General features: G+C 68.8%; 12 protein-coding genes and 1 pseudogene. 2 read left to right on the top strand and 11 right to left on the bottom strand.

Features of this window, described 5'->3' with window-relative positions:
• Positions 1-162 precede the first annotated feature (162 nt).
• The 3 genes from smc to AB0N66_RS05155 form a co-directional block, all read right to left on the bottom strand.
• Complete coding sequence (gene smc, locus AB0N66_RS05145; protein WP_365428921.1) at positions 163-3744, bottom strand: chromosome segregation protein SMC; 3582 nt, start codon at positions 3742-3744, stop codon at positions 163-165.
• 208 nt (positions 3745-3952) lie between these two features.
• Positions 3953-4153: a hypothetical protein gene (locus AB0N66_RS05150; protein WP_365428924.1), complete on the bottom strand. Its 201-nt coding sequence runs from the start codon at positions 4151-4153 to the stop codon at positions 3953-3955.
• A gap of 385 nt (positions 4154-4538) precedes the next feature.
• Entirely contained in the window at positions 4539-4820 is a 282-nt protein-coding gene (locus tag AB0N66_RS05155) for an acylphosphatase (RefSeq protein ID WP_365428927.1), read from the bottom strand.
• A gap of 142 nt (positions 4821-4962) precedes the next feature.
• Here AB0N66_RS05155 and AB0N66_RS05160 point away from each other — a divergent pair, with 142 nt between their 5' ends.
• On the top strand, positions 4963-5922 hold the full coding sequence (locus AB0N66_RS05160; RefSeq protein WP_365428930.1) for a CAP domain-containing protein: 960 nt from the start codon (positions 4963-4965) through the stop codon (positions 5920-5922).
• Between the two features lie 103 nt (positions 5923-6025).
• Positions 6026-6439, top strand: coding sequence for a helix-turn-helix domain-containing protein (locus AB0N66_RS05165; protein WP_365428932.1), 414 nt, complete (start codon positions 6026-6028; stop codon positions 6437-6439).
• Between the two features lie 25 nt (positions 6440-6464).
• Here the strand turns inward: AB0N66_RS05165 and mutM are convergent, their stop codons facing one another.
• From mutM to AB0N66_RS05205, 8 genes and pseudogenes are all read right to left on the bottom strand, one after another.
• Positions 6465-7325 (bottom strand): bifunctional DNA-formamidopyrimidine glycosylase/DNA-(apurinic or apyrimidinic site) lyase, encoded by an 861-nt coding sequence (gene mutM, locus AB0N66_RS05170; protein ID WP_365428935.1) that lies wholly within the window; start codon positions 7323-7325, stop codon positions 6465-6467.
• 153 nt (positions 7326-7478) lie between these two features.
• On the bottom strand, positions 7479-8396 hold the full coding sequence (gene rnc, locus AB0N66_RS05175) for a ribonuclease III (protein ID WP_365428938.1): 918 nt from the start codon (positions 8394-8396) through the stop codon (positions 7479-7481).
• A 19-nt stretch (positions 8397-8415) separates the two neighbouring features.
• Positions 8416-8589, bottom strand: a complete 174-nt coding sequence (gene rpmF, locus AB0N66_RS05180; protein ID WP_033321093.1) for a 50S ribosomal protein L32 — start codon at positions 8587-8589, stop codon at positions 8416-8418.
• Between the two features lie 2 nt (positions 8590-8591).
• Positions 8592-9245: a YceD family protein gene (locus tag AB0N66_RS05185; RefSeq protein ID WP_365428941.1), complete on the bottom strand. Its 654-nt coding sequence runs from the start codon at positions 9243-9245 to the stop codon at positions 8592-8594.
• A 126-nt stretch (positions 9246-9371) separates the two neighbouring features.
• Entirely contained in the window at positions 9372-10454 is a 1083-nt protein-coding gene (locus AB0N66_RS05190) for an ATP synthase F0 subunit B (protein WP_365428944.1), read from the bottom strand.
• A 113-nt stretch (positions 10455-10567) separates the two neighbouring features.
• The gene (coaD, locus tag AB0N66_RS05195) at positions 10568-11047 is read right to left on the bottom strand and encodes a pantetheine-phosphate adenylyltransferase (protein WP_365429473.1); all 480 of its coding nucleotides are present in this window, start codon (positions 11045-11047) and stop codon (positions 10568-10570) included.
• 26 nt (positions 11048-11073) lie between these two features.
• Positions 11074-11667 (bottom strand): annotated as a pseudogene (rsmD, locus tag AB0N66_RS05200) (16S rRNA (guanine(966)-N(2))-methyltransferase RsmD); the annotation flags it as partial.
• Between the two features lie 160 nt (positions 11668-11827).
• Positions 11828-15061: a helicase-related protein gene (locus AB0N66_RS05205; RefSeq protein WP_365428947.1), complete on the bottom strand. Its 3234-nt coding sequence runs from the start codon at positions 15059-15061 to the stop codon at positions 11828-11830.
• Between the last annotated feature and the right edge of the window lie 114 nt (positions 15062-15175).

Raw genomic sequence — 15175 nt, forward strand, 5'->3', positions numbered from 1 at the left:
CACCACCTGAAGGCAAAAGCAACGCTGCAGAGACTATTCCTTCAAGTTTCGAAGTCAACAGGCGGGTCTGCTGTGAATTTTCGGCACCGAGACGCCATCTAAATGTTCAACACTTGAACTCAAGCGGAAGCCCAGGTCACGACCCGTGTGGGCTACATGCATCTAGCGGAGCCGCTGGCTGATGACCTTCGACACACCGTCACCCTGCATGGAAACTCCATACAGCGCGTCGGCGACCTCCATCGTGCGCTTCTGGTGCGTGATCACGATCAGCTGCGAGGCCTCCTGCAGCTCCCGCATGATCCCGATCAGCCGCTGGAGGTTGGTGTCGTCGAGCGCGGCCTCGACCTCGTCCATCACATAGAACGGGCTGGGCCGTGCTTTGAAGATCGACACGAGCAACGCCACGGCGGTCAGGGACCGCTCTCCGCCGGAGAGCAGACTCAGCCGCTTGACCCTCTTGCCCGGAGGGCGGGCCTCCACGTCCACGCCCGTGGTGAGCATGTTGTCGGGATCGGTCAGGATCAGCCGCCCCTCCCCTCCCGGGAACAGCCGGCTGAAGACGCCCTCGAACTGCAGGGCCGTGTCCCGGTACGCCTCGGTGAACACCTGCTCGACGCGCTCGTCGACCTCCTTCACCACTTGAAGCAGGTCGGTACGCGTCTTCTTGAGGTCCTCCAGCTGCTCACTGAGGAACTTGTGGCGCTCCTCCAACGCGGCGAACTCCTCCAGCGCGAGCGGGTTGACCTTTCCGAGCTGCTGGTACGCCCGTTCGGCTGACTTGAGCCGCCTCTCCTGCTCGGCGCGGTGGAACGGGCGGGGCTGATTGCGCGGGTGCTCCGGGTCCTCGGGCAGTTCCTCGCCCTCGGCGGCGAGCGAGGGCGGCACGAGCTGCTGCGGGCCGTAGTCCGCCACCAGCCCCGCCGGTTCGACACCGAGTTCCTCCAACGCCTTCGACTCCAGCTGCTCGATACGCATCCGCTTCTCGGCGCCGAGTACCTCGCCGCGGTGAACCGAATCCGTGAGCTTGTCGAGCTCGCCCTTGAGGTCACGTCCTTCGCCACGGGCGACGCCGAGAGCCTGCTCCCGGTGGGCCTTGGCGCTCTCGGCGGCGGCCCGCTCCTCATCGGCCCTGGTCAGCGAGACCTCGACGTACGTGAGCAGCTGCCGCGCCCCGGAGGCGACGGCCTCGGCGACCTCGGCCTCGTACCGCAGCCGGGCCCGGCGCTGCTCGGCACGCGCGCGTGCCTCGCGTTCGGCCCGCGCGGCCCGGTCGAGTCCGTCGGCCCGCCCGGCGAGCCCCTTCACCCGCTCCTCGTGCGTACGCACCTGGAGCCGGGCCTCCATCTCGGTCTGCCGAGCGTTGGCGCCGTCGGCGGCCAGCCGATCCCGTACGCCGGTATCGGGCTCCTCCTCCACCGGCATCTCCTCGGCGACGGCGAGCCGCTCGGCCAGCTCCTCCGCCTCCTCCACGGACCGGTCGAGCGCGTCCTGCGCCCGCGCCGCCGCGGCGGTACTCCGCTCCGCCTCCCCCGCCGCGCCCCGCGCCTGGCCGGCCAACCGCCCCAACTGCTGTGCCACAGTCGACTTCTCGCGCTCGGCGGCCCGCCGCCGCTCCCCCAGGTCCTCGACGAGCGCGGCACATTCCTTCCGCCGCGCCGTGGCCTCGTGCTGAGCCTCGCCGAGCCCCTCACACCGCACAGCCAGTTCTTCGAGCTCCGCGGCCGCCTCGTCGACGGACGCCTGCACCTCCAGCAGGCTCGGCGCCCCGGCCGACCCACCGTGCGCGAAGTGCGCCCCCAGCAGGTCCCCTTCAGCGGTGACGGCCGTCAACTCAGGCCGCCCGTAGACAAGTTCCTCGGCGTCCTCAAGGGTGCCGACCACGACGATCCCGTGCAGCAGCCGCCGTACGGCAGGCATGAGCTCGGCGGGCCCGCGGACCAGCTCGGCCGCGTACGGAGGCCCGTCGTTCCGCTCCTGACGGGGTACGCCGCCCTCCACCGCGTTCGTGCCCCGCTCCTCCGGCGCGCCCGCCAGCAGCAACGCCGCCCGCCCCGCGTCCTGCTTGCGGAGCATGCGGATGGCGTCCGCCGCCGAGGCAGGGGTGGTGACCGCGATGGCGTCGGCCGCGGCGCCGAAGGCGGCGGCCAGCGGGAGCTCGAAGCCGGGGGTGACCGAGAGGAGTTCGGCCGCGGGGCCGAGGAGGCCCGTGAGGCGGTCCTTCGCGCCGAGCAACGCTCCTGTGCCGTCCTTGCGGCGCAGCCCGAGGGCGAGGGCCTCGCGACGGGCCTGGGTCGCGGCGCGCCTGCGTTCCGCCGCCGTGGCCGCTTCACGGGCCACTGTCAGCGCGGCTTCCGCGTCGGCCAGCGCACGCTTGGCCGCCTCGTGCTGCTCCGCGAGCGTGGCGTCGCCCTCGTCGAGACCGTCGACCTCGGCCTTCAGCTGCTCGTACTCCTCCTGGGCCACGACCGCGCGCTCCTGGGCCTCGTCGCGGGATGCGGCGAGGCGGTCGATCTCGGCCTGGGCGGAGGCGGCCCGGGAACGGGCGGCGTTGACCTGGCCGCCCAGCCGCGCGAGGCCCTCACGGCGGTCGGCGATGGCACGGGCGACGTCCTTGAGGCGGCGTTCCTCGACAGCGAGCTCGCGCTCCAGATCGGCTCGGTGCGCGACGGTGTCCTCAAGGGCGTGCTCGGCGGCCTCCAGGGCCGCTTCGAGCTCGGCCTCCTGCTCGCGGATCCGCGCGGCCTCGCGCTCCATGTCCTCGGGATCGCGCCCGCGCCGCTCCTCGGGAGGTGCCGAAGTCGCGCTCTTCACGCGCGCGTCGGCCAGCGAGATCGTGCCGCGCACCCGCTCCGCGAGCTGCGACAGCTCGTACCAGGTCTGCTGGGCGCGCTGCAGGCGCGGAGCGAGCCGGCGGACCTCGTCCTCCAGGAGCGCTTCCCGCTGCTGCGCCTTCTTCAGCTCGGCCTCGGCGGACTCCTTGCGTTCCTTCAGCGCGGCCTCGTCGGCGATCTCGCTCTGGAGCGCCTGACGCAGCCGTACGAGATCGTCGGCGAGGAGGCGGAGCCGGGCGTCGCGCAGATCGGCCTGGATGACGGCGGCGCGGCGCGCGACCGCGGCCTGCCGGCCCAGCGGCTTCAACTGCCGTCGCAGTTCGTCCGTCAGGTCCTGGACGCGGGCCAGGTTGGCCTGCATCGCGTCCAGTTTCCGCAGCGCCTTCTCCTTGCGCTTGCGGTGCTTGAGAACGCCCGCGGCCTCCTCGATGAAGGCGCGGCGGCCCATCGGATCGGCGTGGAGTACGGAGTCGAGCTGGCCCTGCCCGACGATGACGTGCATCTCACGGCCGATGCCGGAGTCGCTCAGCAGCTCCTGGATGTCCAGCAGTCGACACGTGTCGCCATTGAGCTGGTACTCGCTGCCGCCGTTGCGGAACATGATCCGCGTGATGGTGACTTCGGCGTACTCGATGGGCAGCGCGCCGTCGGAGTTGTCGATGGTGAGCGACACCTCGGCGCGGCCGAGCGGCGGACGCCCGGTGGTGCCGGCGAAGATGACGTCCTCCATCTTGCCGCCGCGCAGCGACTTGGCACCCTGCTCGCCCATGACCCAGCTCAGCGCGTCCACGACATTGGACTTGCCCGAACCATTGGGGCCCACGACACAGGTGATGCCCGGCTCGAACCGCAACGTGGTCGCCGAGGCGAACGATTTGAACCCGCGCAGGGTAAGGGCCTTGAGGTGCACGCCGCTGGACTCTACCTTTCGGGCCGGTCTCACTCCACGAACACGCGGTTTCACCCATGAACGTGCAGGGCACACCAGACGTTGAAGACAGGGGAAAAGTACGCGGGGGAAAGAAGAAGGGACGCCGAAGAGGCGTCCCTTGCAATTCTGACAACTTAGCGGTTGAAGTGAGCTTCCCAACCACTGCTGTCGTGGTGCGATGCAGTGATCAGGTGAGCGCAGGCTCCGCCTGGGGTACGTCGAGATCGAGAAGCGAGTCGTGAGAAGCGGCAGCCGCGAGCGCGTCGTTCTCGGCCTGGATCCGTCCGAGCTCGGATTCGAGGTCCTGTACGCGCTGCTGGAGCCGTCGCATCTCGGCAATGAGTCGCGGGTCGGAACCGCCGACGTAACCGAGAAGCGCCTTTGCCATGATGGATGGTCCTCCACACTGAGTGACCGACCGAAACGGTGTGGGTCGATGGGTCGTGAGGGAATCGCACCCGCGATGCTTGACACTTTTAAGTTCTTGCTGCTGTTCCACATGCCAAACAGCTAAGGTGCGCGGGGTTTTCAGCGTCTCACCAAAAAGTTTGACGGTCAACACGATCACGCTCGCAATGGCGGGCAAGGCTGGGGCGCGCGGCCCTTCCCGGGCGGCGCTGCGACTCCTGCGGGGCCCGGGGGCGTGGAGATCATCCGTCTGCGCGGAGCCTGCCACGACCTACCGTTCTTGGCAACCACCTGGGCCTTTCCGCTTCCGGCAGGTGCTGGTGGCATGCCCAGCCGCTCCGGTCGGTCGCCATCCGCCGACTCCGTCAGCGGATGGCGAAGCCGTCGTAGATCCCGCGGGGCGTGTCCCAGATCTCAGTGACTCCGTCCACGCGCCCGGGTGTGTCGTCCCCGTGGAGCCAGTCGAGCAGACTCTGGCACCCGGTCCGAGGGCCCTCCGCGACCACTTGGACCCGTCCGTCGTCCAGATTGAGAGCAAAACCACTCAGCTCTCCGATCTCCAGCGCCTTGGCCCGCGTGAACCAGCGGAAACCCACGCCCTGAACCCTTCCACGCACCCAGACGACCACCCGTACAACCTCGTTCATGGGTGCACGCTAACCGGACAATGTCTCTCGGGGCACTTCCTCCCCTTGCGCCATGCGGTACCGTCCCGACCCAATGAGTCTCATATGAAACTCACTCTTTCGGGTGAGGTTCACTGACTGCAAGATCGAGGAAGGCCAAAAGATGGGACGCCACCGACGCTCAGCCGCCGGCCGCGCCGCCACAGGTCGCGCCACCGGGGGCACGGACACCCGCACGGACCGCACGGGCACCACCGGTCCCTACGGGCCGGAGAACCTGTATGGCTACGCGGCTGTCGCCGACTTCCCGAGCGGTGCCGTCGCCCGCTCGCACCGTAAGAGGAAGGCCGCTACCCCCGTACGTACGGGGCTGCTAGGCGTCTCAGCCGCCGTGGCCCTCGGCACCGTCGCCGTCGCCGCCGGTGTCATGCCTGGCGCCGAGAACTACTCCCTCGGCGGCGGCAACGCCGACAACGTGCAGGCCGCCGGCTCCCCGTCCAGCATCGAGACCCAGCAGGGCGGCACCTCGGGCAGCGCGGAGGACGACCGCGACGACACCGGGACGAGCCGTGACGCCGAGCGCGACGCAACGCCGTCGGCCGCCCCCTCCACCTCCTCGGCCGCTCCGACGACGGCACCTGCGAAGAAGCCCACGGCAGAACCCACCGAGACGAAGACGCCGACGAAGCCCGCCGAGGAGCCCACCAAGGCTCCGGAGGCCACCGCCCCGGAGACGGTGTCCGCCGAGACCGTGGCCGCGAACGCGGTGCTCGCACTGGTCAACACGGAGCGGGCCACCGCGGGGTGCAGCCCCGTGGCGGCGAACAGCTCGCTCTCCGAGCTGGCCTCCGTCTTCAGCGCGGACATGGCCGCGCGCGGCTTCTTCGACCACACCGACCCTGATGGCGCGACCCCCTGGGACCGCGCGGCGACTGCCGGGATCGACAACCTGGGCGGCGAGAACATAGCCCGCGGCCAGGCCACCGCCGAGGCCGTGATGGAAGCCTGGATGAACAGCCCCGGCCACCGCGCCAACATCCTGAACTGCGACTTCAAGACCCTGGGCGTGGGTGTGTACCTCGGCGAGGGCGGCCCTTGGTGGACACAGGACTTCGGCTACTGACCGGATTCGGGTACCGGTTGTCGACCGGTACCCGAGCGGGCGTGCACTGTCAATAGGTTAGCGCAACCCCACAGTGGGCGCTGCGTCGGCGTACGCTGAAACCATGGAGTCAGCTGTGCAGAGCGCCGCCGCGAGCGGTGAGTGTCAGGACCACGCGTACAGCGTGTTCGCCCGGAGCTGCCCCTCCCGGAGCACGCTGGAGCATGTCACCGGACGCTGGGGCGCGCTCACCCTGGGAGCCCTGCACGACGGCACGTTCCGCTTCAACGAGCTGCGCCGCCGTGTCGACGGCGTCAGCGAGAAGATGCTCTCCCAGACCCTCCAGGCGCTGGAGCGCGACGGCCTGGTGCACCGCGACGCCCAGCCGACCAATCCCCCACGCGTCGACTACACGCTCACACCGCTCGGCCGCGAGGTCACCCAGCGTCTCCTGACCCTCATCCACTTCATGGAGGGCCGCATGGACGACGTGCTGGAGTCCCGCGGGCGCTACGACGAGGCGCGCCAGAAGAGCTAGCCGGCCGAGACCGCCCCCGCCGCGGCTAGGCGGCCGCGCGCGGCGGCCGCTGACAGCGCGGGCAGAAGTAGCTGGACCGGTTCATCCACGCGCGGCGCGCCATCGGGGTCCCGCACCGCCCACAGGGCTCGCCCTCACGCCCGTACGCGTCGAGCGAGCGGTCGAAGTAGCCCGACTCCCCGTTGACGTTGACGTACAGGCTGTCGAAGCTGGTGCCGCCGGCTGCGAGGGCGTCGTTCATGACGTCGCGGATGTGGCCGAGCAGCTCGGTGGTACGCGGCCGGGTGAAGGTTCCGGTGGGGCGTTCGTAGTGCAGCTTGGAGCGCCAGAGCGCCTCGTCCGCGTAGATGTTGCCGACCCCGCTGATCAGCGACTGGTCGAGCAGGGCGCGCTTGATGGTCGTACGGCGGGCGCGCAGCGCCGTGTGGAACGCGGCGTCGTCGAAGAGGGGGTCGAGCGGGTCTCGGGCGATGTGCGCGATGACGTCCGGGAGGCCGTCCGCGGTGTTCTCGTGCAGCGAGAGGCCGCCGAAGGTGCGCTGGTCGACGAAGCGCAGCTCGGTGCCTTGGCCGTCCTCGAAGCGGATACGGACGCGCAGGTGCTTCTCGTCCGTGGCGTCCTCGGGCTGCACCAGGAGCTGGCCGCTCATGCCGAGGTGCGCGAGCACGGAGAACGGGGAGTCGGCGAGGGGCAGCCACAGGTACTTGCCCCGGCGCCTGGCTTCTCCCACGCGGTGGCCCGCGAGCGCCTTCGCGAAACCCTCGGGCCCGGCGAGATGCCGCCGTACGGCTCGTGGATGCCGGACCTCCACCGTCTTCACGACCCGTCCGCTGACCCAGCGCTCCAGGCCGCGCCGCACGACTTCGACCTCGGGCAACTCGGGCACGGCGCTCCTTTGGAGAATGCGATACGAACCCCGCCGCTGCGCGAGCGCTGCGACGGGGTTCGGATACTGCGGGTGTTGCGGGTACGGCAGTTACTACGGGCACTTCCGTTATTACAGGTGCTACAGGTGCTTCGGTTACTGCGGGTGTTTCAGTTACTGCGGTGTCTCAGTTACTGAAGGTGTCTCAGTTACTGCGGGTGCTTCAGTTTTGAAGGAATCAGCCGTGGCCGAATCGCTCGTCGGAGCCGAGGGGGTGTCGGCGTTCCCCTCGGTGACCTGGGCTGCCGCTTGTGCTGCTTGTTCTGCGGCGGCCGCCCTGGCCGACTTCGCGCGTTCGTCCGCGTCGGAACGGATAGCACGCCACGCGGATTCCGCGGCCTGCTGTTCCGCCTCCTTCTTGCTGCGGCCGGTGCCGGTGCCGTACGAGACGCCTCCGACGCGGGCGGCAGCAGTAAAGGTCTTCTCATGGTCCGGGCCGGTCTCCGAGACCAGGTACTCGGGAACCCCGAGCCCTTCGGTCGCGGTGAGCTCCTGGAGACTGGTCTTCCAGTCCAGGCCGGCACCGAGATTCGAGGACTTCTCGATCAGCGGGTCGAAGAGCCGGTGGACTAGTTCGCCCGCCGCTTCCAGACCCTGGTCGAGATAGACAGCGCCGATCACCGCTTCAAGGGTGTCGGCGAGGATGGACGCCTTGTCCCGGCCTCCCGTGCCTTCTTCACCCCGGCCGAGCCGGATGAAGGAGCCGAGTTCGAGGCCACGCCCCACCTCCGCAAGCGCACGAGAATTGACCACCGCGGCCCGCAGCTTGGCCAGTTGGCCTTCTGGGAGGTCGGGGTGGGTGGTGTACAGCGTGTCCGTGACCACGAGGCCGAGCACGGAGTCCCCGAGGAACTCCAGGCGTTCGTTGGTCGGCAGACCGCCGTTCTCGTATGCGTACGAACGGTGGGTCAGTGCACGCACCAGAAGGGCGGACTCGAGCTTGTAGCCGAGCCGCCCTTCCAGAAGCGTGTGGGACGAGGCTGTGTTGTCCGCCTTTTTCTTGGCGCTTACTTCCGCCTTGGCGTCAGACATCAGACCTCTCACCAGCCGCTCAGACCTCGAGGACCTGGCGCTTGTTATAGGTGCCGCAAGCGGGGCACGCGATGTGCTGCAGCTTGGGCTCGTGGCAGCGCTCGCACGCAACCAGGTTGGGGACCGCAGCCTTCCACTGCGACCGGCGGTGGCGCGTGTTGCTGCGCGACATCTTCCGCTTCGGAACAGCCACGGCTACTTCTCCTGCTTCTCGTCGACGTGCGCTGATGGAAGCGCGCCGTCGCCCAACTCGTCCTTCTCGCCATCTTCAAGTGAACCGGCGAGTCCTTGCAGTGCCGCCCAACGGATGTCGACGGCCTCGTGGTGGTGGTCCGGGGCGTCCGCCAGCCGCGCTCCACATTCGGAGCACAGGCCGGGGCAGTCGTCCTGGCACACCGGCTGCATCGGCAGTGCGAGCACCACCGCATCACGCAGCACGGGTTCGAGGTCGAACAAGCCGTCCTCGAGAGGGAGCATGTCCTCGTCGTCCTCGGCGTCGTCGGCCGGCTCCGCTTTGGGGCGGCCCCGGTCGTCGGCGTCAGGGTACGAGAACATCTCCTGGAACTCCGCTTCGAGCTCCAGCTCGAGCGGCTCCAGACACCTTACGCACTCCCCCTTGGCCAGTGCACGGGCGGTGCCTGTGACAAGCACACCTTCCATGACCGACTCAAGCCGGAGGTCGAGCTCCACCGGGGCGCCTTCCGGCACTCCGATGACTCCCTGGATCCCGAGATCCTTGGGAGCGTCGATCGTGCGGGACAGCCGCTGGAGCGCGCCAGGACGCCGCCCCAGCTCGTGTGTGTCGAACACGAGCGGGTTGCGGTGGTCGAGGCGGGCGTTCAGAGCCATTCCTGCTTTCGATCTTCGAAGCTCAAGAGGATGCTTCCCGTGATGTTCCGGGCAGCGGTGATCGCGGACGTACACGCGACCGAAGAGCCAGGATACTGGACCATTCGCTCTCGGCCCAATCCGGTGTCAGCGCCCCTGTTCGTACGCCCGCAGCTGCTCCGCACTGATCATGCTCGTGTCGAAGAGGCTGGTCTCGTCGAGGGCGTGCTGCTGCGGCTCCATGGCGTGCGCCTGGGGCTGCGCGTAGGCCTGCTGCTGGCTCTGGTCGTACGCCGGCTGCTGGTCGTAGCCCTGCTGCTGCGGGTAGGCGGCGTACGGGTCGGCGGTCTGCTGCTGGTACGCGTACGGATCCTGCTGGGCGTACTGCTGCTGGTATCCGTACGGATCGGGGGCTTGCTGCTGATAGGCGTACGCGTCCTGCTGCGCGTACACCTGCTGCTGGGCCGGGATGTCCGGAGCCTGGGGCGCCACGGGCTGCTCGGGGGTCTCCGTGATTCCCGCGAGGCCCGCCAGGTAGTCGGAGTCGTTCGTGTGGTGCGCGGGCGTCCCGTCCTCGTCCGTGAGGAGGCCGAGGTCGTCGCTGGCGATGCGGCCGTGCAGCTTCTGCCGGCCGCGGCCGACGGCGTCCAGGGTCTTGGCGAGGACGGCCTCGAAGGCGCCGAGCTTGACGTCGACGTACTCGTCGGCGCTCCGCCGCAGCGTCTCAGGGTCATGGCTGCGCTCGGGGGCGTCCTCGTCCTCGTACCCCTGTTCGTCGGTGCCCGGGCCGGTGCCGAGGAGCTTCTCGCGGCCACGGCCGACGGAGCCGAGGGTCTTGGTGAGGACGACCTCGAAGTTGGCGAGCTTGGAGTCGACGTAGTCGTCGGCCTCCGCGCGGACCTCCTCGGCCTCCTGGCGGGCCTCGGCGAGGATGCGCTCAGCCTCGGCCTGGGAGCGCCGGGCGACCTCCGTGTCGGAGATCAGCGACCCGCGCTCGGCGTGCGCGGTCTCGATGATCCGCTCGGCCTCCTGGCGGGCGTGCTCGACCATCTGCTCGCGGCCGCCGATCAGTTCCTCGGCCTGGGCGAGGGAGCCGGGCAGCGCCTGGCGCACCTCTTCGAGCATGGCGAGCAGCTCGGCGCGGTTGACCACGCACGAGGCCGACATGGGCATGGAACGGGCGCTGCCGACCGACGCGACGATCTCATCGAGCTTCTTCTGCACGTCCACTCTGTGCTCGCCACTCTCTAAAGGTGTTTATGGAGACGGACGGGTCGACTGTACGACCACTGCCTCCTCGCCCGACACCGGGTGACGGACTGTCAGTTTCTCGGGTCGGGGGCTCAGTCCTTGCCGAGGCGCTCCTTGAGCGCCTCCAGGACGACCGGCGGCACCAGGTGGGAGACGTCGCCGCCCCAGGTCGCGACCTCCTTGACGAGCGAGGAGGACAGGAAGCTGTAGGTGGGGTTGGTGGGAACGAAGAGGGTCTCCACGCCCGACAGGCCGATGTTCATCTGGGCCATCTGCAGCTCGTAGTCGAAGTCGCTGACGGCGCGCAGACCCTTGACGATCGCGGGGATGTCGCGCTGCTTGCAGAAGTCGACGAGGAGGCCGTGGAACGCCTCGACCTCGACGTTGCCGAACTCGGCGGTGACCTCGCGGATCAGCTCGATCCGCTCGTCGATCTCGAAGAGGCCCTTCTTCGACTGGTTGATCATCACCGCGACGTGCACAACGTCGTACAGCTTGGAGGCTCTGGCGATGATGTCGAGATGTCCGTTGGTGATCGGGTCGAACGACCCGGGACAGACGGCGCGGCGCAACTGAGGTCCCTCGCTCTCCAGTCCGGTCATCGTGCGTCTTCGCACGTAGCGGCGGCGCGACCGTACCAAAACGTCCCCTCGCCGTAACGACGGGCCCTGATCGCGTCGAAACCGACCGGCCACCCGAATTCACCGCCTCTGGTGCTGCGCTCCACGGTGACGAGGGCTTCGGCCGCGAGCCAGCCCCCCGTCCGGAGTGTGAGCAGAATCTCGCGAAGATCGTCGTCTGAGACGGCGTACGGGGGGTCCAGGAAGACGAGGTCGTACGGGTCCGAGGGCGCCGATGTCTGGGTGATCTGTTCCGCTTTGCCCGGCCTGACCTCGGCGCCGGGCAGGCCCAGTGCCTTCACGTTCTCGCGGATGACGCGGGCCGCGCGGGCGTCGGCCTCGACGAGCAGGGCGTGTCCGGCGCCGCGGCTGAGCGCCTCCAGGCCGACGGCGCCCGACCCGGCGTACAGGTCCAGGACACGCTCGCCCGCCAGGGGGCCGCCGAGCAGGGACTGCCAGGTGGAGAAGAGGCCCTCGCGCGCCCGGTCGGAGGTGGGCCGGGTGCCGGTGCCCGGCGGAACGGCTAGGCGGCGTCCGCCGGCTTCGCCGGCGATCACGCGGGTCATCTGGGGTCCTTGTTCGAGGGGCGGTTACGGATCCAGTCTGGCAGGCGAAGGTCGGGGGTGCTTCGCGCGATGGACGGCCGCGACATCGCTGTGGTTGCTCGCGCGGTTCCCCGCGCCCCTTTCAGGGACCTCCGCCCACCCCGTGGCCAAGTTCAGGGGCCTCCGCTCACCCCTTGTCCAAGTACTGCTCCCTCTCCTCGTCCAGGAGCGCCTGCAGGGCCGTACGCAGGCCGGGGAGCCGCTCGAGCTCCGGGTCTGCGGCGACGACCGCGGCGGCCTCCTCGCGGGCCTCGGCGATGATCTCCTCGTCCTCGATGACGGCCAGCATGCGCAGCGAGGAGCGGACACCGGACTGGGCCTGGCCGAGGACATCGCCCTCGCGGCGCTGTTCGAGGTCGATGCGGGAGAGCTCGAAGCCGTCGAGGGTGGACGCCACCGCGTTCAGCCGCTGGCGGGCCGGGCTCGCCTCCGGCATCTCGGTGACCAGGAGACACAGGCCGGGGGCCGAGCCACGGCCGACGCGACCGCGCAGCTGGTGGAGCTGCGACACACCGAACCGGTCGGCGTCCATGATCACCATCGCCGTGGCGTTCGGCACGTTCACCCCGACCTCGATCACGGTCGTCGCGACCAGGACGTCGGTCTCGCCCGCGGAGAAGCGGCGCATGACGGCGTCCTTGTCGTCGGGCTGCATCCTGCCGTGCAGGACTTCGACCTTGAGCCCCTGGAGAGGACCGTTGGCGATGTGGTCGGCGATGTCGAGGACGGCCAGCGGCGGCCGCTTCTCGGCGTCGGCATCGGACGACTTCTTCTTGCTCTTGGCCTTGGTCGGGTCGTCCTCGTCGTCGCCGATGCGGGGGCAGACGACGTACGCCTGATGGCCGTTCTCCACTTCCTCGCGCACGCGCTCCCACGCGCGCGACAGGAAGTGCGGCTTGTCGGCGGCGGGGACGACATGGCTGGCGATCGGCGAGCGCCCGGCGGGGAGTTGGTCGAGGACCGAGGTCTCCAGATCACCGAAGACGGTCATCGCGACGGTGCGCGGGATGGGTGTGGCGGTCATGACGAGCAGGTGCGGGGGCTGCTTGCCCTTGCCGCGCAGGGCGTCGCGCTGCTCGACACCGAAGCGGTGCTGCTCGTCGACCACGACCAGGCCCAGGTCGTGGAACTGCACCTTGTCCTCGATCAGCGCATGCGTGCCGATGACGATCCCGGCCTCACCGGTGACGAGGTCAAGCAGCGCCCGCCGCCGGGCGGCGGCCCCCATGGACCCGGTGAGCAGCACGATCTTCGTGGAGTGCTCGACCCCTGAGAGCATCCCGCCCTCGGCCAGCTCCCCCATCATCTCCGTGATCGAACGGTGGTGCTGCTGAGCAAGCACTTCGGTGGGCGCGAGCATCGCGGCCTGCCCTCCCGCGTCGACGACGGCGAGCATGGCGCGCAGGGCCACCATCGTGTTGTGGGTCACTGTGAAGTTGTCAGTGACGTAAGCATGGCTCGGGTGGGCGACGCTGATGCACTGGACCGGTTTACGACCCACGTACTCCACAGCCCGAATGCCTCGTCGGAATGTGTTGTATTTCGGGCGCGGGCACACTCGTTCTGCCTTGCGGGACAGCCTGAAGGGCGCGTACTCGTCCGGGAGTGCCACCGACACGTCGAACGCGGCCCTCCTGGGCAGCACTCGCGCCCGGCCACCCAGCGAACGCACGAGCCACGCGACATCCTCAGCGAGCCTGAGCGAAGCCGAGCAGAAAGAGACACTCATCCCGTCCGCGTGGACTGTGCCGTCAGTGTCCATGAGCCCCTGGAGGAGAGCGAGTCGGTTCTTGATCGACGTGTTCTTGAAGTCTTCGGGAATGAACTTGTTGTGGGATGACTTACCCCACAGGTCCAGGGCGCGCAGAGCCTTGATGACAGGATTCCGCACACCGCCGGAGCGCTGCGTCAGCTGGATCGTGTAGTCACAGCGGGAACCGGTCACCGGTACCAGTCGACAGTCCGGCGCGACAGCACTCGCCGCAGCGTCATGGATCTCGTCATCGACCGTGGACAGACGCAGATTGTGTCGGAACGAACCGTCACCCAGCAGCAACCCGAAGAGGTAAGGATCGAGTCGCAACCCCGTGTCCCCTCCCAGGTCGACCGGCGTTGCTGCGGGGATGTACCACTTCGACGATCCGTTCGCCTTGAACGTGTCGAGACGAATCTCCCGAGCGGTCATCACCTTGGGCGTCTGCCCCCGATGCCATCCGCAGCTCGTACCAACGATCCAGAGGTGCTCGTCGTCACACTCGACGGAACTGCCGTCGGAGAGAACAACGCGCCAGACATCACGCTCTCCTTGGGGGAAGACCCCATCGATCAGGGCAATTTCTGCGTTGGGCACGACAACTTCGTCGCCCTTCTGCAGGTCCCCCATCCGGCGGAAGCCCATGGGCGTCAGCACCAGCGAATCAAGTGGTTGAGCCTTCCCAGAACCTACTTCTCCCTGGAGCAGTCGGTGCATCGGATGCTCGGTCGCGAGGTCGTCGAAGATCTCCTTGGAGACCTTCTGCTGGCCTTCGGTGAGGGTGAAGGGGAGCTTGGCGTCGAAGGCGGTGAGGAGGCCGGCCGGCTTGGGTTTGCGGGCCACCGCGGGGAGTTGGGCGTCGGCGTACCGGCGGCGGGCCAGGGCGACCTGGAGGACGAAGGCCTCGTCCCACTTAAGGCGGGCGCGGGCGTCGTCGACGTCCGCCCTGGTGTGCGGGCGGTGGATCTTCAGGAGTGCCTCGGGGAGAGCGAGGAGACCACGGCCGTCGCGCAGGGAGTCCGGGAGCGGGTCGACGGCCTCCTGCGCGTGCGGCAGCACCGTCTGCACGGACTTGGCGATCTTCCAGGACTCCAGCTTGGCGGTGGCCGGGTAGAGCGGGATGAGGGCGCCGGCCCAGGAGCCGACGGTCTCGGTCGCCTCGTCGTCGTCGCCGCTCAGCAACTCGTACGCCGGATGGGCCAGCTGGAGGCGGTGGTTGAAGACGGAGACCTTGCCGGAGAACATCGCGCGCGTGCCGGGCAGGAGGTCCTTGTGGGGCTTGTGCACGCCGTGGCCGAAGAAGACCAGCTGGAGGCGGCCGCTGCCGTCCGTGATGGTGACTTCGAGGCGCTGGCCTTTTCCGCGCGGGGCCTTCGACGAGGAGAACGTGTGCAGGCGGGCGTCGGCGACCTGGGCGACCACTGTCACGTGCTCGTCCATGGGCAGGTCGGCGAGGTGGGTGAGCTGGCCACGCTCCTCGTATCTGCGGGGATAGTGGTGCAGCAGGTCGCCCACGGTGTGCAGGCCGAGATGCTCGGCCATCACCTTCGCGGTGGCGGGGCCGAGCACCTTCTTCAGTGGTTCTTCGAGCACGGACACGAGATCCATTGCACACCACCGCACTGACATCGCCGTATACGTCCTGGAAATCCGCTGGTCAGGCGGGTCGTTCCGGGCCTAGGATGACCCGCTCCGGCCCTCTTCGCGGTCACCGTCTTCCGG

Source organism: Streptomyces sp. NPDC093544 (assembly GCF_040683495.1).
In the GTDB taxonomy this organism is placed as follows: Bacteria; Actinomycetota; Actinomycetes; order Streptomycetales; family Streptomycetaceae; genus Streptomyces.